Source organism: Streptomyces sp. LS1784, from assembly GCF_020103755.1.
Lineage (GTDB): Bacteria > Actinomycetota > Actinomycetes > Streptomycetales > Streptomycetaceae > Kitasatospora.
Map to the genome: position 1 here is coordinate 17,113 of NZ_JAHSQD010000002.1, position 19,886 is coordinate 36,998.

Below are 19,886 nucleotides of genomic sequence, written 5' to 3' on the forward strand. Positions count from 1 at the left end.
CCTCGCGTGAGGCGCTGGCTGCCTGCTGGTCTGGTAGGCGGCCAGCGCCCTTGAAGAGCTACTCACGTGAGTAGGTAAGGGGTCTGCCGGCTGCTGTCCGTGCCAGCCCGCGCGGGGCCCGGGTGGCTACCGGCGGCGGAGCAGCGACCACAGGACCGGGCCGGTGAGTCCGATGAGGGCCGAGGTGGTCGTCGGCCAGCCGACCTGGTTGTGCAGGCTCGCGGTGGTCAGGGCGCCGTGGCCGCAGACCGCGAGGTCCCGCCAGGTCACCGGCAGGTCGCCGGGTGACGGCGACGCAGATCCTTTGAACTGTGCCATGATGGACGTGTTCCCTTTCTGCTAAATGAGGGCAGCATTGCGGAGCGCGCGGGTCACCCTCGTCACAGGGTGGCCCGCACCGCGCCCCGATACTAGGGACTTGGCTGACGTCTCGCCAAATCGCGAAAGTCTCTTCACGAATCGTTCCAGTTGAGGACCCCTCCGGGCTTCTCGGCGCAATGTGCTGATAGCCGTCCAGGGTTGCGCGAGGCGGCGCTCGGCTGGCACAGCTGTCGGTGCGGCCGACACTTCTTGTAACCCGCGCCCGCAAGGGTTGCTCGGGCCCGTTATGACAGGTGAACGGCCTATGGAGTCGAGGGGCGGTCAGTGAAATGACTTTATGCCGATTCTGCCGGAATGCCACTGGCGAAAGGATTGTCTAGATGGCTGGACATTTGCGTAGTGGGCGATTTCGCGTGATTGGATTCGACAATCCCCGAACTTGCTTTCAAGTAATTTATATCAACCTCCCTCGGGAAGTGGCTGCGGCGGCTCTTTGTTTTGTGCGGGGAGTCGGGCGGAAAGGCTTGGCGGAATGCAATTGCCAACTGTCGGCATGTCTGGTTTCTGCTTTGGGTGAGAGGCTCTCCCGGATGTGTCGAGAAGCCGTTGACCTGGGGTTCGTCATACGTTCGACCGGTGAGTAGCCGCCGCGGTCGCCGTCCCGCCCTCGATCCGGAGGTGGAGAAGCGGCTCTTGGATGCCGTGCGCGCGGGCGTTCCGGTCAGCGATGCGGCGCCGATGGCCGGCATCCACCCGAGCACCGTGTACCGGTGGCTGGAACGCGGGGAACAAGAGCAACAACGGCGGGAGGCCGGGCTGCGGGCCCGGTCCGGGGAGCAGGTGTTCTGCGAGTTCCGCGACAGGTTCACGCGCGCGCGCAGCGAGGGCAAGGCGCAGCTGGTGCTGCTCGTGCGGAAGGCGGCGAGCGGGGGTCACGTGGTGCGGGAGCGCACCCGGACGGTGCGCGACCCGGAGACCGGCGAGCGGGTCGTGCAGGTCGAGCGGGACTTCGCCCAGCCGGACTGGCGCGCGGCGCAGTTCCTCCTCGCGTGCCTGGCGCCGGAGACGTTCGGCCGGGCGGCGCAGGCCCGGATCGAGGTCGCGCCGGCGGGCGGAGGCGAGCTGTCGGCGGCCGCGGTGGACCAGGGGCCCGGTGTCGAGCGGTTGGCGGTCCGGCTGGCCAAGATCCGGCAGGACTTCGCGGCGGAGCTGGAGGAGGACGCCGCGGTGGTCGACGCGGAGCTGGTGGACGGCCCGGAGGGCTGAGGCGAGGGCCTCTCGGCCCCCGGGGCGGGCCTGTTCCGGGTGCGATCGGCTCGGGTGTCCGGGTAGGACATTCATCCCAACTCCCTTGTCATATAAGGCTGTTGTCCTGATTGCCGTCCCCTGGCGAGTGTGGGCGCAGCCGGGTCAAAGGGGCCCAAAGGGGGACAGGGGAGAGTCCGCATGGCGAACAAAGACGTTGAACTGGGCCGGGCCACGGCCATGGTGGCGGAGCGGGTCGTCGCCGAGCTGACGTCCGCCAACCGCGTGCTTCAGAGCGTTGGCCTCGGCGACCTTCCGGACCACGCGATCAACGGAGGGGCCCTGGTCAGCTACCTCCCGCCTGGGGTGCTGAGTGTGTCCGAGGTGCGGCAGATGACCACCCTGGCCGCGCTGTGGCGGCTGTGGGCGAAGGGAAAGAACGTCGCCGCGATGCACCCCGACATGGCCTCGGAGCTGGCGACGTACCGGACCGGCAAGCTGCCGGGGCAACTGTTCCGCAACCTGGCCCGCCATCCCAACCTGATGGTCGCGTTCGCCGAGCCGCCTACGGTCGAGCTCGTCGCGGGGGACGGCGGCAAGGGGCGGCTGCTGGTGATGCTCTTCAGCGGGCGGCGCACCCCGGACAAGCTGCTGTGCCTGACCAGCGACCACCGGATGGACGAGATCGTCGTCGTCGTGATCTGCGAGCCGATCGCCGAGGACGGCACCCCGCTGCCGCCTCCGCCCGGCGGGACGACACCGGTGCTGGAGTTCTGTCACCTGTCGATCCCGGCCAGAATGGGCGACGAGTTCACCGTCGAGGACCTCGCGCTGAGGATCGCCCGTAAGAGCGGTCGGGAGGAGCCGACCGACGCCCAACGCGCGATCGTGACGAGGGCCCTGCAAGTCGCTGTCTACCTGTGTTCCTCGAAGGCGGACATCGCCGCCCCGCCGGCGCCGCGAGGCAAGGCCGCCAAACCCGGCAAGCAGTGGCGATGGAACAAGCCGGACACCTTCCTGCGCCTCGGCTGGCGGCTCGGCCCACGCCTGAAGGCCGCTCGAGTGCGCGCCCAGGAAGCGCGGCGCAGCGCCGCCCGGAGCACCGGCGGCAGCGGCGCAGCAGGAGGCTGGAGGCAGTACACCCACCTTCGGAGCGGACACCTCAAGACCGTCTGGTACGGGCCGGGGAAGAAGCTCTCCGACTCGCGGTTGATAGAGCCGTACTGGGTGTCGGAGGACCTGCTCGATGAGGACGGGCAGGCCCCCGAAGGCATCATCCGGCCTGTGAGGTAAGGCTGTTGTCCGCCTCCGGGCGGGGCGGGGAGGGTGGAGGGGTCCGCCAACGCCGGGCCCCGCACCCTACTTCGCCGGGAAGGCACCGGGCCCGGGCGCCCGAGAGGCCCCGGGCCGGCTGGGGCTGGCGCTGGTGGACTCCATGTTGCCGAGCCCCGCCGCGAACGGGGCCTCCCCGGAGGACGAGATGATCGACCTTGACCTGTCCGACCTGCCGCCCGCTCTGGCGGCCCGGCCGCGTGACGAGAAGCGAGGCCTGCCGATTCCCGTCGTCAGCATGCACGACGGTGGCGTTGTCGACTTCGTGACCCTCAACGGCACGGCTGCCCTGCGGCTGGCCCTCGCGAAGCAGTGTTCGCTGTGCGACGAGCCGCTGGCGGGGCCAGCCGCGTTCCTCGGCGGCCCGATGTCGGCGGAGGCGGGCCACTACTCGGACCCGCCGATGCACGAGGCCTGCGCGCAGGCGGCGCTCACGTTGTGCCCGCACATCGCTCGGCCGCACGCCCGCCGCGCCAGCGCGCGGCGCGTCGCGGACGACGCCTCCATACCGGTCGGGTTCACCGAGGAGAAGCCCGAGGAATGGGTGCTGGTCATCGCGTCCGGCTACCTCGTCGGCGCCGCGCCCGCCGAGGGCGGCGGCCTGGTCCCGCTGTTTGTAGTGCGTGACCGGATACGCGAGCGTCGATTCGTCTACCAGGACGGTGTGTTGAATGAAACGGCCGCCGTCTGACGGCGCGACCTTAACGACCGGTCCGGCCTAGCGTCCCGGCACACCAACCACCCGACTGGGAGGAAACCGTGCCGACCATCAATCGGGCCGACCGAGGGCGGGAGGCGAGCCGATGAAGCTCGTCTCCCGCTCCGAGTGGGGCGCAGCGGCGCCCACCGGCTCCTATACCCGCATCAGCTCCACCCGCGGTGTCAAGATCCACTACGAGGGCTCGGCGGTCCCCGGTGGCCTGCGGGGCGACCACGGCCGGTGCGCCGGCCACGTGCGCGACATCCAGCGCTCCCACCTCAACAACCGGAGCGAGGGCTGGCTCGACATCGCCTACTCGTTCGTGGTGTGCCCCCACGGGTACGTGTTCGAGGGGCGAGGCCTGAACCGGAAGAACGGCGCGAACGGCAACTCCGCGCTCAACTCCGTCCACTACGCGGTGTGCGCGATGGTCGGTACCGAGGGCATCACCTCGCCGACCGACGCGATGCTCGACGGCCTGGTCGACGCGATCGAGTACTGCCAGGCGCAGGGCGGCGCCGGCGGCGAAGTCCGCGGCCACAGGGACGGCTACGCGACGTCGTGCCCCGGCGACGAGCTGTACGACTGGGTGCAGCGAGGCGCCCCCCGGCCCGGCGGCGGTGGTGGCGGCGGGACGCCCGACCCTCAGCCGTCGGGCGACGGCGCTGGCGTCTACACCGTGCAGTCCGGCGACACCCTCAGCGCGATCGCCGGGCGGTTCGAGACCGGTGTGGCGCAGGTGGCGGCGCTCAACGGCATCGCCAACCCGGACCTGATACAGGTCGGCCAGCAGCTCCAGATCCCGGCCCCGCCGTTCCCGGGACGCGAGCACTTCGTACTGGGCGCGCACAGCCCCTACGCGAAGCAGTTGCAGACCTGGCTCCAGGCGGGCGACTGGGGTCCGCCCTACCGGGTCGGGCCGAGCGAGGACATGGAGCAGCTGGACCTGCGCAAGGTGCAGGCGCTCCAGGAGTACTACGTGGGCGACCTCGGGCCGGCGGATGGGCTGACCGGGCCGTTGACGTGGCTGTACGCCTTCCAGGCGGCTCACGGGCTGCGGGGTCGGTAGGGGTCAACTCGGTTGCGGGGCGGGCGCGTTGAGTGCCCGCCTCGAACTTAAAGTTACTGAGGTCTTCTTATTTGACTCAGGTCTGTTTTATGCGAGGCTGGTCCTGCCAGCCGGGGACCGCGAACCCCCGGCCCGACGAAGGAGATAGCCCGATGACGAACGAGACCACCCCCGCCGAGGCCCCTGCCGAGGACGGAGCCCGCCGCCCCCGCCGGGCGGTGACCCTGCGCCTGGACCTGCGGACCCTGGCGGCCGTCGGCCTGGCCGGGGCCGGGTTCATCACCGGCACGCTGGTGATGAGCCGCCCGGCGGCCACCCCGGTCCCCGGTGCCCAGCCCGCCCAGACCCCGGCCGTGCCGAGCCTGACGGCATCCCCGGTGCAGCTGGGCACCGAGGCCCCGACCGCCCCCGCGCTGCCGACCCCGGCCCCCGCGCTGCCGGCCCTGACCCCAGCCCCGGGGGTCACCCCGGCCGCGCTGCCCGTGCCGGTGGCCTCCGAGCTGAGCCCGGTCCCGGTCCTGCCGTCGCAGCCCGGCGAGCAGGGCACCCCGGCCCCCGTCCCGACCGTGACCGTCACGGTCACCCACGTGCAGACCGCCCCGTCGGTCGGAGCCCCGTCCCCGACCGGCGGCCCGAGCGCCTGCGTCCCGAACCCGTCCCCGTCCCCGACCGGTGAGGTCAGCCCGACCCCCGGACCGAACCCGACCCCGACCAGCGCGCCGGTCACCCCCGGACGCCCGACCTCCAGTCACTGACCCCCCGACCGGCCCCGCCCCCGGCGGGGCCGGTCAGCCCCCGCCCGAAAGGACACTGCCCATGCGCGGCACCGCCCTGCTCGTCGGCTCCCTCCTCGCCGGACTGGTGCTCGGAAGCATCAGCGGCGCCGCCGTGGCCCGCAACGCCGACGGCCCCGCCCCGGCCCCGGCCGTCACCACCTCCCAGCCCGCCGACCCGACCTGCCCCGCCCCGGCCAAGCCCGCCACGGGCTCGCCGCAGCCCTCCCCGGGCCCGACCCTGATGCCCGCGCCCCGATCCGCGTAGGCACCCCGTAGACCCCCCGGGCCGGGCGACGTGACCACGCACCGTCCCCGGCCCGGGGTCCAACACCGAACCCAGGAGCCAGACCCATGACCGTCAACAAGCGCGTCCTCATCGACCGCGTCGCCCCCGCGCTCGGAGGCCGGCAGCCCGCCGCCCGCGCCGTCGAGGCCGTCCTCGACGCCATCGTGCGCGCCGTCGTCGACGGCGAGCGCGTGTCCGTCACCGGCTTCGGCACCTTCCAGGCCGTCGAGGTCGCGAGCCGGAGCGCCCGCAACCCCCAGACCGGCGGCAGGGTCGTCGTGCCGGCGAGTCGAGTCCCGCGCTTCCGCGCCCACGAGCGCTTCCGCGACTTCGCCGACGGCCGCCGCGAGATGCCGCAGGAGGGCAGCGTGACCCGCAAGGACCCCAAGGGCACCCACACCTCGAGGGGAGGCGCGGCGTGAACCGCCTCGCGGCCCGACTCGCGGACTTCGTCGCCCAGTTCGAGCCCGAGCCCCCCACCCCGTACGTGCTGCGCCGCGACGTCGACGTGACCGGCGTCTCCGGCACGGGCGTGGTGGCGGAAGGCGCGATCTTCTCGGCCGCCGCCGGCTCCACCGGGGTCACCCGCTGGCGTGGCGAGCGGGGTTCCACCGTCGCCTGGGACCGCGCCCGGGACATCGAGCCGATCCACGGGCACGGCGGCGCGACCCGCGTCGTCCTGCTGCCGGTGTCGGCCATGCTCGGCGCGCTCGCCTCCGTTGCCGAACTCGGGCAGCAGGGGGGCGGTGGCGAGTGGGCGAGGGGCTGGAACGAGGCGCTGCGCACGGTTCACGGCCTGGTGGACCGGGCCCTGGGGCCGCATCTGGCCGCAGCCGAGGAGCACGCAACCCCAGTCGAATAGACATAGGTCTTCTTTATTGACCTGAGTCTGTTTGTGCGGGAGGCTGATACCGCCAGCCGGGGACCGCGAACCCCCGGCCCGACCTAGGAGAGACCGACGATGGCCTTCAGCAACGGAACCCACCCGCCCCTGGCGGACGGCACGACCGTGGAGTACCTCGGGCGGGTGGAGTCCCTGCACCACCGGATGCTCACCACCCGGCGCGGTACGAGCACCTGCGACACGTACACCGACGAGACCGGCGCGCAGCAGCACCTGTACGACCTGCTCGACGGTGACGAACTGGTGCTGAGCCACGTGCACCCGGCCGACCTCATGGACTGGACCCCGCCGACGGACGAGAACGGGCAGCTGCTCGACCCCTTCGCCCCGCAGCACGGCTAACCCGAAGGGCCCGGCGGCAGCGACCACCCTGCCGCCGGGCCCGCGCCGACCGCCCACCCCGTCACCAGAGCAGGAGCACACCGTGGAGCCGACCAGGGCCATCTACCACGGCAGCAAGACCGAACTGCACGGCCGCATCTTCACCGTCACCACCAACGAGGGCTGCGCCGGCCACATCGAGGCGCCCTTCGGCGGCGTCGAGGACTGCATCGCCCTCCTCGCCCCTGACGGCAGCGGCCTCCGGCACGTCCACCCGGACAGCATCACGATCCTCGCCCCCGACGGCGACCCGCTCCACCGCCCCGCCCGGGACGGTGACTGGACATGGGTGCCCGGCGTCGGTGAAGTCCGCTTCGCCTACGCCGAGTCCGGCATCAGCTACTGGACCGTGTGGGTCCACTACTACGCCTTCACCGGCCGCTGGATCATCCTGTCCGCGCGCGTGCGCCGAGACGAACGCACCGCCAAGCGCTCCCGCTACAGCTCCCCGCACGACGTCCTCACCTGGCGCATCCGCGCCTGCCTGGACGACCTCGCCGCCGACCGCAACCACGCCATCACCGACGCCTACGAGCGCTGCGCCGACGGCCTGGAACGGCACATGCAGCAGATCGAACTTGCCCTGCCCGCTGCGCCGCGCGCCGGCCACCCGGCCGCAAGCCACTGAACTGAGAGGACCCCATGCGCGTCTTCACCGCCACCACCTACCAGGACGACGGCCAGGCCGTCACCCCGGTGAGCATCGCCCTCCTGCGCGAGGACGGCGCCTCCTACTACGCCATCAACGCCTCGATCGGGCACGCCAGCCTCGACCCCACCCAGACGGTCGGACCCGGCCTCGCCCACCTGCCGTGGTACGACGGCCACCTCGACCGCCGCGACCCGGACGTGCGCAACCGCGACCGGCTCGCCTGCGAGCTCGGGTGGTTCCTCAAGGACACCCCCAGCCCCGAACTGTGGTCATGGCGCGGGGACACCGACCACCTGGTCCTCGGGCGCATGTGCCACCGCCTCGGCGCGCTGCCCACTGCCGTGCCTGACTGGGTCGGCAGCCTGCGTCAGGAAGCCCACCGCCTCGCCCTGGCCATACGGGACCTGCCCCGGTGGCCGCGTCGCGACGCCCACCCCATGGAGACGGCCCGCCACTTCCAGCGCATCGCCCGCTGCCTGGACGCCGCCGCCGCCACCGATCCCCGCGAGCTGGACACCGCACACCGGGGCGGTGGCTGGTGAACCTCCCGAACCACACCACCCTGATCGGCAGCCTGTTGCAGGACCCGGAGCTCTACGAGGCGCCCGGCGCGCCCCCACGGGTGAAGTTCACCCTGCTACAGCGCCCGCGGCTCGCCGAGCCAGGCCAGCCGCGCGACCCGCAGGACAGACAGCTGACCGTGCGCTGCGTCGCCCTGCGGGACCTCGCGCACAGGATCGCCGAGACGTTGCGGGCGAACGACCGGGTCATCGTGATCGGGCGCCTCACCCAACGCGTGCACCAGCCGCCCGGCGAAAGCCCCCGGCTGCTGGTCGAAGTGACCGTCGAGGCGATCGGCACCCTGCTGTAGAACCCGTGCCCGCGCCCTGCCCCGCAGAGCGCGGGCACGCCACGCTGTTCGCCAGCCCCCGCAGCCCCTGGTAGACATAGACGACCCCCGGCCCGGCCGGACCGCAGCACGAAGGAGAGTACCGATGAGCGGCAAGGAGCCGGCCGCGACGCCGAAGCGCAGCAAGATGCGCCGAACCGCGGTGAGCCCCGGCGAGCGACTTGCCGCCGCCGCCCAGGAACTCCAGGCCGCGCTGGCGGCCGTCGAGGAAGCCGGCCTGGAGCCGATGGACCTCCTTGAGCAGTTGCGTGACCCGCTCGCGGTGATCGACGACACCGCGACCAAGATGCGCGAGATGCGCCTTAAGAGAGTCCTGGACGTCTACCCCGATCGGTCCGTCCCGGTCTACCGCATCTCCGACGCCTCCGGGCTGGCCGCCGCCCTCGTCACCCGGTACGCCAAGCAAGCCGGACTGGAACCGCGCAACCGCCGCGCGGGCAGCTAGTCGCCGACCAACTGCTCGCGAAGCTCGGCGAGAAGGTCCCGGCCGACCGATCGAGGGTGGGGATTGGCCGGCCCGACGCTGGTGCCGGCGTTCACCGGGCCCTCATCTTCCGGAGACAGGTGGCAGCCAGGGCGCCGTTGTAGACGAGCGCCGCTGCGGGGACCCAGGGCGGCGCACCGCCGCTGTCCGAGTCCGTCAGTTTGACGGTGAGCAGCACGGCCATGACGGCCGTAAAGGAAAGGGCGCCCAGGAACCGGCGGCGGATCCGGTTGCGTTCGCGCACTGGGCCGTCGGTCAGGTTCATGGCGTAGATCTCCACCTGGCCGAGTTCCTGCTGCGCGGCGCGCCCGGTGGCTGCCAGGTGCTCCCGTGCTTCGGTCACGTGCTGCTGGGCTGTGTGCCTGGGAAAGCCGTGCCGCCCGTACAGCAACTCGCCCAGTCGGCGCAGCCATTGTTCGTCGTCGAGCCGTCGGCCCTCGCTCGGGGAGAACCACCGGCTCACGATCCGCTCGGGTATGGCCAGCCCCAGGGTCGCGAGGAGCAGCGCGAACCCGAATGCCGCGGAAGGCGGGAACGGGAAGGAGTGCGCTTCCCGGACTGCGGGGAGTAACGCCGAACCGATGCTGGCCGCGGCGATGACGCCGGCACCGCTGCCAAAGAGCCAGGCCGTTCGAGTCCGTCCGGCCGCGCGCAGGGCGGGGAGGACCGCGAAGGTGGCGGCCACGAACACGGTGGCGGAAAAGGACGCGAGGAGAACCAAGGCGCCGGAGTGCCCCTTGTAGCCGAAGGTCCATACCGCGGCCATGATCAGGATGGCGATGCTTCCTGCCACCATGCCCTGCTGGAAATGCGTGAATGGTGCTCTTCCTTCGAGGTCGCGTGTGCTGCGGTGCCTGGGGTCGACCCGCTCGGTGGCCACCGCGGTGGCGTACTCCTTGGCGGGGCCGAAGAGTTCCTCCGCCGACTCCCCCGTCTCGGTCACCGCCTCGGCAACCTCCCCCAGCACACGGTTCACGAGGTCGCGCGGCACGCGGTGGACGAGGGTGAGCTCTCGTTCCAGCTTGTCGGTCCAGGCAGTGCGGCCGCTGTTGCCCGTCCGGGTCCCGGCCGTGGTCTTCGTCATGGGTTCTCCTGTTCGTGGGGTGTGGCAGGGGCCGCTGCCGGGATCGTCGCCGTCGTGTCGACTGCCGTGCGGAACTCCTGCCACGCCCGGCGCTCCCGCGCCAGCCGCTCCCGCCCCGTGTCGGTCAGCCGGTAGTACTTCCGGCCGGGCCCGCCCTCTCCGGGGGCCCACCGGACCTCGACCGCGCCGTCATCGGCGAGCCGTGTCAGCGCCGGGTACAGCACGGCTCCCTTGACGGTGCCGAGTCCCGACTCTTCGAGCTGCTGGGACAGCGCGTATCCGTAACTCTCTCCGCGCTCCAGCGTGGCCAGAAGGCACAGCGGCAGGACGGCGCGGAGCCATGCGGGCTGGGTGTCGCCCATGCATCAACCTCCCAAGATCACGACTAGTATGAGTTTCAGAATAGTCGGGCGTCAAGAGTATGAGCATCGGCCCTGTCTCTGGCGTCAGCGGCGGCTGTCGGACGCCCGCATCGCTCGTGCGGGCGACCGCTACCGTGGGCTCCCGCCGGGCGCCGGGCCGTCGCGCCTAGGGTCCCGGCAATTCGTTTCCGCTCAGGCTCTCGGGGTGCGCTGCGGGCGTGCCGAGTGGTGGAGGCGAGGCCCGGCGGCCGTGGCGCCATAGTGCCGTGCCCGCTCGGCTGGGTGGGGGTGCACTCCAATTTCCTGCTTCGAAGGGTGTGCCCAAGGGCGCCCGCCCAAGAATAGACTGAGGTCAGGAAAGCAGACGGAAGTCAGCTTCGTTGCCGGCCCGGACCGCGAATCCGGGCAGACCTCACAGGAGAAACCCCATGCGCGACAGCGACGTCATCACCGGCCGGGCCGACCTCGGCGCCATCGACAACACCACCGGCGAGGCAGCCTTCTACTCCCACCGCCAGCCCGCCTGGCACGGCCTCGGCACCGTCACCGAGGAGGCCAAGACCAGCAAGGAGGTGCTGCACCTCGCCAAGCTGGACTGGGAGGTCGAGAAGCTGCCGATCCTGCCGATGAACAAGGGCAAGCTCGGCAAGAAGATCCCCAACCGCTTCGCCACCGTCCGTACCGACACCGGTGACTGGGTCGGCGGCCTCGTCGGCAACACCTGGACCCCGATCCAGAACCGCGACGCCTTCACCTTCCTGGACGAGTTGGTGGGCGGCGGCCACGTCACCTACGAGACCGCCGGTGCGCTCGACGGCGGCCGGGTCGTCTTCATGTCCGTCAAGTCCCCGAGCATCACCCTCGACCCCGAGGGCGCGGCCGACCGCATCGACCTCTACACGCTCTTCGCCAACAGCCACGACGGTCGCTCCGCCGCCGTCGCCGTCGAGACCCCGGTGCGGGCGGTGTGCACCAACACCCTCGACATGGCCGTCAACGAGGCCCAGCGCGTCTGGAAGGTCCGCCACACCATCGACGCCCTTGACCGGCTGGAGGAGGCCCGGCGCACCCTCGGCTTCACCGAGCACTACGCCGCAGCCCTGGAGGCCGAGGCCACCGCCCTGTACCAGCAGGCGATGACCAACCAGGAGTTCGACAAGCTGATCACCCGGCTCTGGGGGGGCCCGAGCAAGGATGCGCGCAAGCACATCGTCGCCGCCCACGAGGAGCGCCGGGACCGGCTGCACCATCTGTTCGCCGAGGCCCACACCCAGGACAACATCCGGGGCACCCGCTGGGCCGCCCTCCAGGCCGTCGTGGAGTTCGAGGACTACTTCCGAACCGTCAAGACCCCCGATTCCCTGACCGAGCAGGAGCACCGCGCCAACCTGGCGATGACCACCCTGCTGCACGACCAGAAGAGCCCGCTCACGGACCCGGCGACGGCCCTGCTCCTCGCGGCGTGACCCGGCGGCCGGGGGCCTGCGGGCCCCCGGCCGACCGCCAGCCGCTCCATGTCACCCCGGCCGCGCCGCCCGCCGGCGCGGCCCCATCCCTGGAACGAGGACCCGCCATGTCCGACAGCAACAACACCCCCTTCGTCCTCGAGACGGCCGACCTGGCCGACTTCGTGGCCGGTGCGCTCGGGCGCGAACCGGCCGGGCAGATCGCCGTCGCCGAGCTCGGCGAGCCCCTGCGGATATACCTCGCGGACATCCCGGAGGAGCGGTACCGCTCGGTGTCCTTCGCCCGGGCGTTCATCGGCGACATCGCCGGGATGCCGGCCACCAGCCGCGGGCAGCGCGACGTCGCGCTGCTCATCTACGCCCGCGACGGCCACGGCGTCGAGGACGTCGACTCCTACAACGCCCTGTGGCTCAAGCTCAAGGTCGTGTGTGAGCGGTACGGCCTGACCGTCGTCGAGAGCCAGTTCATCACCCCCACCCGCTGGTGGCCCATGCCGTCCATCGGCGACTCCGGTCCGGGAAGGCCGCGCGCCGCCGAGCGGCCGACGGCCGACGGGGGCCCCGCGGTCGGGGCGGAGGATGCCGCAGACGTGGTGGCCGACGCCGTGCGTGCCTTCGCACGCGAGCTGGAAGCCGGCCACGAGGCCGCCAAGCGGAGCCTCAAGCCGCTGCTCGCCGCCGTGCTGACCGGTCGCCGCGACGTCGAGGACCTGACCGATGAGGAGGCGGCGCGCCTGCTCATCGCGGTCCAGAACGGGGACATCCTGCACACGGCCTCGACGTACTGCGAACCCGAGGAGGTGAAGAGGGCGGCGCCGCTGTGGTCGCGCGTCGCCCGCCTGTGCGTCGACCCCTATCGCCGCATGGCTGCCGCGCCGCTCACCCTGCTGGGCATCGCGCTGCTGCTCGACGGCGACGTGCCGGCGGCCGGAGGCGCGGCACTCCTCGCGCTGGAGGTCAAGCCGGAGGACGAGGAGGCGCAGGTGCTGCTGGGGCTGGTCTCCCGGGCCGAGCTTGAGCAGGTCATCCGCGTGCCGGTCAGCGCGGCGGAGGCGCTGAGGGCCGCCCTTCGCGAGGACCGCGAGGAGTAGCCGGGGGCTGCGGGTGGCGCCGGGTGTCCGTCCCTGCGGGGGCGGGCACCCGGGCCCGGCTCCGACTGCGCCCCAAACCGGGGGAGTTGGGGTGTGCCCAACCGGCACGCCCTCAAATAGACTGAGGTCAAGAAAGAAGACGGAAGTCCTTCTGTTGCCACTCCGGACCGCGAATCCGGACCAACCCTGATAGGGACCCATGACCGACAAGCTGCTCCTGCTGAACGGCCCCGAGGGCCTCGTTCACTTGCTGCCGTTCCTCTTCGACTACCACCCCGAGGACAGTGTGGTTCTGGCCGGCATCACCCCGGCCGGTGTACCGCTCGGGTTCGTCCGAACCGGACTGCCCGCTGACCCCGCCCACTGGCCGTCCCTGGCCGAAGAACTGCTCGCCCACCAGCGGGACGAGGCCGCGTCGTTCGAGTTCCCGATCCCCCGGATCGTCGCCTACATCTGCCCCGACCCGGACGACCCCGACTACGGGCAGCAGTCCCGCCTCACCCACCAGCCCATCGCCGACCACCTGCGCGACGCCTGCCGCCGCCAGGGGCTGGTCCTGAGCGAAGCCGTGTACGTGACCCGCACCCGCTACTGGCCGATGCTGGCGGCCGGTCCCAGCGACGGGCACCCCATCCCCGAGCCGCCCGCAGAGCTCGACTCGACGGGCCTGCCGCGCAGCAGCGACGTCCTGAAGTCCCTTGCCCCTGTCACCGGGGCGCGGGCCGCCGCCATGGCCACCACCCTCGACACCGCCGTCCGCGCCATGCACGCCGAGATCCGCTCCGGCGGGCACCAGAGCGTCGTGGACGGCGCGATCAACCTGGTGACCACCACCATCGCCGAACTGGTCGCCGGGGTCCGGAAGGCCACGGACACCCCTGACGACCTCGCGGCCCGACTGCTGCTCGCCCTCCAGTACGACGACGTGCGCAACACCGGGCTCGTGCACTGCGAGGACCACGAGCTGACGGCCGCGAACGAGCTGTGGCTCGCCCTGGCCCATCGCTGCCCCGCCGCCTACGCCGACCACGCGGCCGTGCCGCTCGCCCTCCACGCGTTCATGGCGTGGGCGCTCGGCGACGACGCCAGGTCCCGGCTCGCCCTTCAGGCCGCCGAGACGTGCCTCCCGGACCAGGGCCTGACCCGCCTCCTCCTCGGCATGTTCAACGACGGAGCAGCCTTCGGGCACGTACGCGAGTACCTGCGCGAGCACCGTGCCGCCTGGGGCATCCCCGTCGCGGGCTGACCCGCTCCCGGCAGGGGCCGCGAGTCGAGCGGCCCCTGCCCTACCCCCCAACGACCACGAGCGGAGAGATCCCCTTGAACATCAACTCGGTGCCCGCCTTCGACGTCCGCAGCCCCGCCCAAGCCGTCGAGGCACTGCCCTACCTCCTGAGCTTCCGGCCCGACGGCCCCGACGGCATGGTGTTCGTCCTCGCCCACGACACCCTGCACAACCGCCCGCTGTTCAGCCAGAAGTTCGAGCTGCCCGGCGGCGAGGACAACCCGAACGAGGCCGCGCACCACATGATGCACAGCACGCTGCACCGCCTGGAGAAGTTCGCCACCGGTCCGGCCGCCATCCTGGTGTACCTGTGCGCGCGCCAGCAGGACACGGGCGACGGCTACGCCGCGATGACCCGGCACCGGGCGGTGGCGGACGCACTCCTGCTGTCCGCCGAGACCCACGGCATCGACACCCTCGCCGCCATGTTCGTCACCCCCACCCACTGGTGGGTGTACCACCACGACAACCCCAACTTTCGGCACGAGGGCATGCCCGTCGACGGTCCGGACAACCCGGGCGTGGTCACCATGAACGCCCGCGCCGTCGGCATCCCCACGCCGCCCAGCCAAGCCGCGATCTCTGCCGCCTTCGAACCCGTCACAGGGGAGGAAGCGGAGGCCCAGCGCGCCGCGATCCTGCACGCCGTCGGGGAGCGGGCCGACCGCGTGCACGCCAGCAGCTTCGACACCGAGACCGAACGGATCACGGCGATCCTCGACCGGCTGCTGCTCGGCGGCGGCGACGGCACCCCCCTGGAAAGCCTCACCCCGGGCGAGACGGCAGAGCTGATCGTCGGGCTGCGGCACCGGCCCCTGCGGGACATCGCGATCGGATACATCGAACCGGACGAGCTCGCTCGCGCCCGGGAGCTGTGGGCGCTGCTGGCCCGCCGGTGCGCCAGCGCCACCACGACGTTCGTCGCCGCCCCCCTGACCCTCGCCGCGTTCACCGCCGCCGTGGCCGGGGAGTTCCCGGCCGCACTCGTCGCCCTCGAACGGGCGCGTGCCGCCGACCCGCGCTACCTTCTGGCCCAGCTGCTGATGGAGCAGATCGTGATGGCGGGCTCCGTGGACCAGATAGCCGACTCAATCCGGCAGGAGCGCGAAGAGCGCCTTCGCGGCCGCGACAGCTGACCGCCCGGCCGGGGCGGGGGGCGGGCGCGCGCCCCGCCGCGGGCCGCCCCGCCACCGCACACCCCCCGGCCGGGGCGGTCCCCGCGCGCCCCCCCCGGCCGGCCCACACAGTCCCGCCAACCCAGAGCAGGGGAACACCGTGAACTCCAACCGACCGCAGCCCGAGCCCGACGACGACCCGGCGCCGGCCGTCGCCGACCCCGCCACCGGGGAGGTCCGGGTCCTTGCCCGCCTGTGCGACACCTGCATCTACCACCCAGGCAACCTGATGCACCTTGCCCCCGGCCGCCTGAGGCAGCTCGCCACCGAGGCCCTCGCCGCCGACGGGCACATCGTCTGCCACTCGACCCTGCCCGCCCTCGCCCCGCCCAGCACGAAGGGCGCCATCTGCCGCGGCTTCGCCAACGTCCACGGCAACGCGATCTTCGCGCTGCGCATGGGCGCCGCCTTCGGCCGTATCGTCGAGGTGCCGCCGCCGGTCAAGGCGAAGGTCTGATCTCCGGGTGCTACGCCGAGGCCTTGACGCTGGCGGAGATCCGCTTGAACTCGCTGCGGGCCACCACCCGTTCCTTGCCGGACAACGGCGCCCAGAACTCGTAGGCCGTCACCGTCAGAGCGGCCTGCCGCTCACTCTCCGCCGGGCGCCTCGACTCCGCCAGCTGCCCATCATCCAGCCCACGACCGGGCGGCCTTCAGATCGCCACCCCAGACGGAGACGCATGGATGCCGATCGAGCAGGCCAGCGAGCTGATGCCCTGCTACTCGGACGGGGTGGAGGCACTTCTTGCCGCGGGTGGTGTCGCGCACAGCGCCACCCGTAATCAGCACCCCGGTGACTCCGGGGTGAGCGGCGCGGCCGGATGAGCGGGCGATAGCGCCGCCGCTTGCAGGATCAGCTGCGCAGAGCTGTCCAAGCTGCTGTCCGGACCGATTAGTACCTCTCCGACTCCGGGGAGGACGTCCGTGGGCGATGAACCACCTTCGCATCTCGGCCGGCCCGAACTCCTGCGACTTCCGGCGGGTGACGTGCCGAACAAGAAGTTCAGGCCACGGAAGGTCGAAGTAGAAGAAGCAGCTCCGGCCACCATGGTCCCGATGCAGCCCGCGAAGCATCTCGCCGTACCGCTCGGACGCGAGGATGCCTTCGAGGGCGACGTGGAAGCCCCGGCGGAGGGCGACGCGGGCCATGCCGCTGATCATCTCGATGTTGGCCCCGCCTTGGACGTCGGGCTCCCCGAGAACGTTGATGCGCACGGTGTCCTGCGAGATGATCGCCAGGCCCTCACCGACGAGGGACCGCAGACGCCAGGCTGTACTCGTCTTCCCCGACGCCGAGTTGCCCCGCAGGACGATCAGGGTTGGGCCGCTCACGCCTGAACCGGCGACCGGTTGTTCCACCGCTCCTCCTCCGTCCTGTCGCGCAGCTGGGCAACAAGCCAGGGCACCAGCCGAGGGGCCGGCACGACCACCACCTGTTCGGTGGGGTGGAGGAGACCGCGGGAGCACTGCTCGGCCGTCCAGACGGTCACCCGGGCCAGCGGGGCGGCGGGGTTCACGCCGACCTCGCCCTTCGGACCGCAGGAGCTGTTGAAGGGCGCGCTGATGCTCCGGCGATTCCAGTACGTCCACGCCTCCGCCGCCTTCTCCTGCTCGAACAGGTGATACAGCTGCGGGTACCGGTCCAGGAGGCGGACCTCGCGGAACAGGAGCTGGCCGAGCAGCGGCGTGGCCGACGTCCGCAGTTCGTCGGTGGTCGCCGCGGTGAAGGAGAACGTGGAGGCGTCGGCGGTCGGTGCGAGGGCGGTGGCCGTGAAGCGGTGGGAGAGGCGGTCACGGACGAAGCCGGCGGCGGCCTCGGACAGCCCCGGCTCGATGGCGTCGACGAGCTGGAGCAGCCGACGGTGGCCAGGGTGGAACCGGCCGAGGTCGAACAGGGTGCCCATGCCGGCGACGGCGGTGAGGGCGAGCTGCTTGTAGAGGTGGTTGTTCATCTCGCCCAGCCCCGCGTAGGTCTTCGTCGCGGTGCTGGTGGAGTGGAGCATCAGGTACTCGGCGACGGTCTCGAAGTAGAGGTAGCCGAGGTAGGGCATCACCGGCACGGCGGCGGCCAGCCGGTCGAGGAAGAGACCGGTTTCCGGGCGGCTGCGGCCGGAGGCGAGGTCGAGCATCAGGTTGAGCAGCGGGGCGGCGGCGCGCACCCGGTCGGCCACCGACCGAGCCACCTTCTCGTCCTCGGCGGGTGTCAAGGCGTGGCGGTGGCGGTCGAAGGCCCGCAGGTGCACTGCGCCCAGGCGCAGGTAGTCCAGGCCCGCGGCCTCGACCGGGCGGTCGGGGGTGATCTCGATGACCAGGGGGATGCTGTCGCGCCTGCTGTCGAGGTCGGGGCGGGTGTCGAGGAGGTGGGTACCGAGGTTGTGCGGCCGCAGCGCGCCGCCGGGCAGCGGGGTGAGCGGGGATCCGTAGATCGCGCCGACGAGGCAGCCGGTGGAGGCGAGCAGGTGGCCGCTGGTGCGGACGACGTCCAGCGAGCGGGTCAGGTGCAGCAGGCTCAGGGGGCGACCGGAAGCGAGGGCGGTGAGCATGGCGTTGCCGTCGGGCCGTAGGAGGTGCCCGTTGGGGGCGTGCTGGAGGCGCTGGCGCCAGTGGTCCGGGGCGGTGGTGAGGCCGGCGGGCAGGTGAGCGCCGGTGGGGGAGTCGAGGTTGGTGTGGGCGAGGTCCCAGTCAGCGTGCACGGGCGTCACCTATTCGGCGGACAGGGCGCGGAGCGCCAGGCGGACGGCATGAGCGTCGGAGGCACCGTCGAGGCGAGCCTGCTCGGTGAGTACCACCAGGTCGTGGGCGAGGACGGGCGCCCAGGCGGGGACCTGGAGGCGCAGCAGGTGCAGGGCGGGCCACCAGCGGGTGGCGGGGAGGCGGTAGCGGTCGAGGGCGTCGGCGGCCTTGAGCAGGTCGACGGCGGTCCGGTGCCGCCGGTAGGCGGCCTGCAGCTCGGGCGTGAAGGCGTGCGGGGGAACGTCGTGGAGGGCGACGGCGGTGATCGCCTCGGCGTTGGGCATGTGGCCGAACGCGACCTGGAGGTCAGCCAGGTGCTCGGTGAGCCAGTCGGCGGCGCGCTGGCCGTGGCCGGGGTCAGTGCGGTCGTTGAAGCGGCGGCAGTCGTGGCAGGCCGCCGCCGCAGCGAGCGCGAGCACCCGGCCGGGCTTGAGGTGGTGGCCGACGGCAAGCAACTGGACGAGGACGGCGACCCGGGCACCGTGCAGGACGCCGTGGATGGAGGTGGCGGTCTCCGTGCGGGCGAACCAGGCCCGATCGGGTACCAGGGCCTTCGCGGGGTGTGGCAGTCTGGGCCGCACACCCGGACCGCCCGGCCGCTGGCCGGCGATCCACTCCAGCGTCGGCTGGTCCATCACCTGGTGGTCGGGCAAGCGGCCCGCGGCCGCCAGCTCGTGCAGCGACCGGTGGTCGTCGGCCGTGGGTGTCGGAGAGTTCATCGAGTCCTCGAAGGGTCAGGTCGGTTCGCATGGGCGTCACGCTGGGCGTGGTGGTGCTGACGATGGGCAACCGGCCCGCCGAGCTGGCGGCGTTGCTGGAGTCGGTGCAGGCCCAGGACGGCGCCGACACCGGGGTGCGTACGGTGGTTCTCGGGCAGGGCATCAAGCTGCCCGAGCTGCCGCAGTGGGTGGACGCGGTCGAGCTGCCGGAGAACCTGGGAATCCCGGGCGGGCGCAACGCCGGGGTGGAGCGGCTGCGCGAGCTCGGCGGCACGGACGTGCTGGTCGTGCTGGATGACGATGGCCTGCTGCCGCGCACCGACACCTTCCGCCTGATCCGGGAGGCTTTCGAGCAGGACCGGCGGCTGGGCATCGTCTCGTTCCGGATCGCGGACGAGACCGGGTTCACCCAGCGCAGGCACGTCCCCCGCCTCGGCGCGTCCGACCCGATGCAGTCCGGGCCCGTCACGACGTTCCTCGGCGGCGGTCACGCCATCCGCATGTCCGTGATCGACCAGGTCGGCCTGTTCCCTGCCCCGTTCTTCTACGCCCACGAGGAAACCGACTTCGCGTGGCGGGCCCTGGACGCCGGCTGGGGCATCGACTACCGCGCCGACATGGTGCTGCAGCACCCCCGCACCGACCCGGCCCGCCACGCCGCCTACTACCGCATGACCGCCCGCAACCGCGTCTGGCTCGCCAAGCGCCACCTGCCAGCGCTCCTCGTGCCCGTCTACCTGGCCTCCTGGATCGGCTACACCCTGCTGCGCCGCCCGCCGATGGAGGGCCTGAAGGCGTGGTGGGGCGGCTTCTTCGAGGGCATCCGGGTTTCGTGCCCGCCGCGTCGGCCGATGCGGTGGAGCACGGTGCGAAGGATGGCCCAGCTGGGGCGGCCGCCGATCTTCTGACGG

25 protein-coding genes and 1 pseudogene are annotated in these 19,886 nt (G+C 71.9%); 20 read left to right on the plus strand and 6 right to left on the minus strand.

Annotated features, from left to right (window positions below):
- Positions 1-126 precede the first annotated feature (126 nt).
- Positions 127-318, minus strand: a complete 192-nt coding sequence (locus tag KS423_RS00480) for a hypothetical protein (RefSeq protein WP_224273329.1) — start codon at positions 316-318, stop codon at positions 127-129.
- Between the two features lie 639 nt (positions 319-957).
- Here KS423_RS00480 and KS423_RS00485 point away from each other — a divergent pair.
- The 13 genes from KS423_RS00485 to KS423_RS00545 all read left to right on the plus strand — a co-directional run bounded on the left by KS423_RS00485 (position 958) and on the right by KS423_RS00545 (position 9,021).
- Positions 958-1,587: a helix-turn-helix domain-containing protein gene (locus KS423_RS00485; protein WP_224273331.1), complete on the plus strand. Its 630-nt coding sequence runs from the start codon at positions 958-960 to the stop codon at positions 1,585-1,587.
- A 180-nt stretch (positions 1,588-1,767) separates the two neighbouring features.
- A complete protein-coding gene (locus KS423_RS00490) occupies positions 1,768-2,859 on the plus strand; it encodes a hypothetical protein (protein WP_224273333.1) in 1,092 nt (363 codons plus the stop codon).
- Positions 2,860-3,046: 187 nt separating this feature from the next.
- Complete coding sequence (locus tag KS423_RS00495) at positions 3,047-3,589, plus strand: hypothetical protein (RefSeq protein WP_224273335.1); 543 nt, start codon at positions 3,047-3,049, stop codon at positions 3,587-3,589.
- A 112-nt stretch (positions 3,590-3,701) separates the two neighbouring features.
- Positions 3,702-4,667 (plus strand): LysM peptidoglycan-binding domain-containing protein, encoded by a 966-nt coding sequence (locus KS423_RS00500; RefSeq protein ID WP_224273337.1) that lies wholly within the window; start codon positions 3,702-3,704, stop codon positions 4,665-4,667.
- A gap of 152 nt (positions 4,668-4,819) precedes the next feature.
- Complete coding sequence (locus KS423_RS00505; protein WP_224273339.1) at positions 4,820-5,422, plus strand: hypothetical protein; 603 nt, start codon at positions 4,820-4,822, stop codon at positions 5,420-5,422.
- Positions 5,423-5,483: 61 nt separating this feature from the next.
- Entirely contained in the window at positions 5,484-5,708 is a 225-nt protein-coding gene (locus KS423_RS00510) for a hypothetical protein (protein ID WP_224273341.1), read from the plus strand.
- 86 nt (positions 5,709-5,794) lie between these two features.
- Entirely contained in the window at positions 5,795-6,151 is a 357-nt protein-coding gene (locus KS423_RS00515) for an HU family DNA-binding protein (RefSeq protein WP_224273342.1), read from the plus strand.
- On the plus strand, positions 6,148-6,591 hold the full coding sequence (locus KS423_RS00520) for a hypothetical protein (RefSeq protein ID WP_224273344.1): 444 nt from the start codon (positions 6,148-6,150) through the stop codon (positions 6,589-6,591). Before KS423_RS00515 ends, KS423_RS00520 begins: the two co-directional genes overlap by 4 nt.
- 99 nt (positions 6,592-6,690) lie before the next feature.
- On the plus strand, positions 6,691-6,975 hold the full coding sequence (locus tag KS423_RS00525; protein WP_224273346.1) for a hypothetical protein: 285 nt from the start codon (positions 6,691-6,693) through the stop codon (positions 6,973-6,975).
- Between the two features lie 82 nt (positions 6,976-7,057).
- Positions 7,058-7,642, plus strand: a complete 585-nt coding sequence (locus KS423_RS00530; protein WP_224273348.1) for a hypothetical protein — start codon at positions 7,058-7,060, stop codon at positions 7,640-7,642.
- Positions 7,643-7,656: 14 nt separating this feature from the next.
- Positions 7,657-8,208, plus strand: coding sequence for a hypothetical protein (locus tag KS423_RS00535; protein ID WP_224273350.1), 552 nt, complete (start codon positions 7,657-7,659; stop codon positions 8,206-8,208).
- Positions 8,205-8,537 carry a single-stranded DNA-binding protein gene (locus KS423_RS00540; RefSeq protein WP_224273367.1) on the plus strand — a complete coding sequence of 111 codons (333 nt, stop codon included), beginning with the start codon at positions 8,205-8,207 and terminating at the stop codon, positions 8,535-8,537. The genes KS423_RS00535 and KS423_RS00540 overlap by 4 nt, the downstream gene beginning before the upstream one ends.
- A gap of 124 nt (positions 8,538-8,661) precedes the next feature.
- On the plus strand, positions 8,662-9,021 hold the full coding sequence (locus KS423_RS00545) for a hypothetical protein (RefSeq protein WP_224273369.1): 360 nt from the start codon (positions 8,662-8,664) through the stop codon (positions 9,019-9,021).
- 91 nt (positions 9,022-9,112) lie between these two features.
- On the opposite strand, the gene KS423_RS00550 is transcribed toward KS423_RS00545, so the two are convergent.
- Complete coding sequence (locus tag KS423_RS00550) at positions 9,113-10,144, minus strand: hypothetical protein (RefSeq protein WP_224273371.1); 1,032 nt, start codon at positions 10,142-10,144, stop codon at positions 9,113-9,115.
- On the minus strand, positions 10,141-10,506 hold the full coding sequence (locus KS423_RS00555; RefSeq protein ID WP_224273373.1) for a PadR family transcriptional regulator: 366 nt from the start codon (positions 10,504-10,506) through the stop codon (positions 10,141-10,143). Before KS423_RS00555 ends, KS423_RS00550 begins: the two co-directional genes overlap by 4 nt.
- A gap of 428 nt (positions 10,507-10,934) precedes the next feature.
- Here KS423_RS00555 and KS423_RS00560 point away from each other — a divergent pair, with 428 nt between their 5' ends.
- The 6 genes from KS423_RS00560 (at position 10,935) to KS423_RS00585 (ending at position 16,348) form a co-directional block, all read left to right on the plus strand.
- Positions 10,935-11,972, plus strand: coding sequence for a DUF932 domain-containing protein (locus tag KS423_RS00560; protein WP_224273381.1), 1,038 nt, complete (start codon positions 10,935-10,937; stop codon positions 11,970-11,972).
- Positions 11,973-12,079: 107 nt separating this feature from the next.
- The gene (locus KS423_RS00565; RefSeq protein ID WP_224273389.1) at positions 12,080-13,063 is read left to right on the plus strand and encodes a DUF4192 family protein; all 984 of its coding nucleotides are present in this window, start codon (positions 12,080-12,082) and stop codon (positions 13,061-13,063) included.
- A 199-nt stretch (positions 13,064-13,262) separates the two neighbouring features.
- Positions 13,263-14,309, plus strand: a complete 1,047-nt coding sequence (locus tag KS423_RS00570) for a DUF4192 domain-containing protein (protein ID WP_224273391.1) — start codon at positions 13,263-13,265, stop codon at positions 14,307-14,309.
- Positions 14,310-14,383: 74 nt separating this feature from the next.
- Positions 14,384-15,484, plus strand: coding sequence for a DUF4192 domain-containing protein (locus tag KS423_RS00575; protein ID WP_224273393.1), 1,101 nt, complete (start codon positions 14,384-14,386; stop codon positions 15,482-15,484).
- A 139-nt stretch (positions 15,485-15,623) separates the two neighbouring features.
- Positions 15,624-15,980 carry a hypothetical protein gene (locus KS423_RS00580; protein WP_224273402.1) on the plus strand — a complete coding sequence of 119 codons (357 nt, stop codon included), beginning with the start codon at positions 15,624-15,626 and terminating at the stop codon, positions 15,978-15,980.
- Positions 15,981-16,207: 227 nt separating this feature from the next.
- Complete coding sequence (locus KS423_RS00585) at positions 16,208-16,348, plus strand: hypothetical protein (RefSeq protein WP_224273554.1); 141 nt, start codon at positions 16,208-16,210, stop codon at positions 16,346-16,348.
- Between the two features lie 198 nt (positions 16,349-16,546).
- On the opposite strand, the pseudogene KS423_RS48350 reads toward KS423_RS00585, so the two are convergent.
- From KS423_RS48350 to KS423_RS00600, 3 genes and pseudogenes are all read right to left on the minus strand, one after another.
- Positions 16,547-16,882: pseudogene (locus KS423_RS48350) on the minus strand (kinase); the annotation flags it as partial.
- On the minus strand, positions 16,852-18,216 hold the full coding sequence (locus tag KS423_RS00595) for a hypothetical protein (RefSeq protein ID WP_224273404.1): 1,365 nt from the start codon (positions 18,214-18,216) through the stop codon (positions 16,852-16,854). The pseudogene KS423_RS48350 and the gene KS423_RS00595, both read right to left, overlap by 31 nt.
- A 9-nt stretch (positions 18,217-18,225) precedes the next feature.
- Positions 18,226-18,975, minus strand: coding sequence for a hypothetical protein (locus tag KS423_RS00600; protein WP_224273413.1), 750 nt, complete (start codon positions 18,973-18,975; stop codon positions 18,226-18,228).
- A 29-nt stretch (positions 18,976-19,004) separates the two neighbouring features.
- Between KS423_RS00600 and KS423_RS00605 the strand changes: the two genes are divergently transcribed.
- Entirely contained in the window at positions 19,005-19,883 is an 879-nt protein-coding gene (locus KS423_RS00605; RefSeq protein ID WP_224273415.1) for a glycosyltransferase family 2 protein, read from the plus strand.
- Positions 19,884-19,886 lie beyond the last annotated feature (3 nt).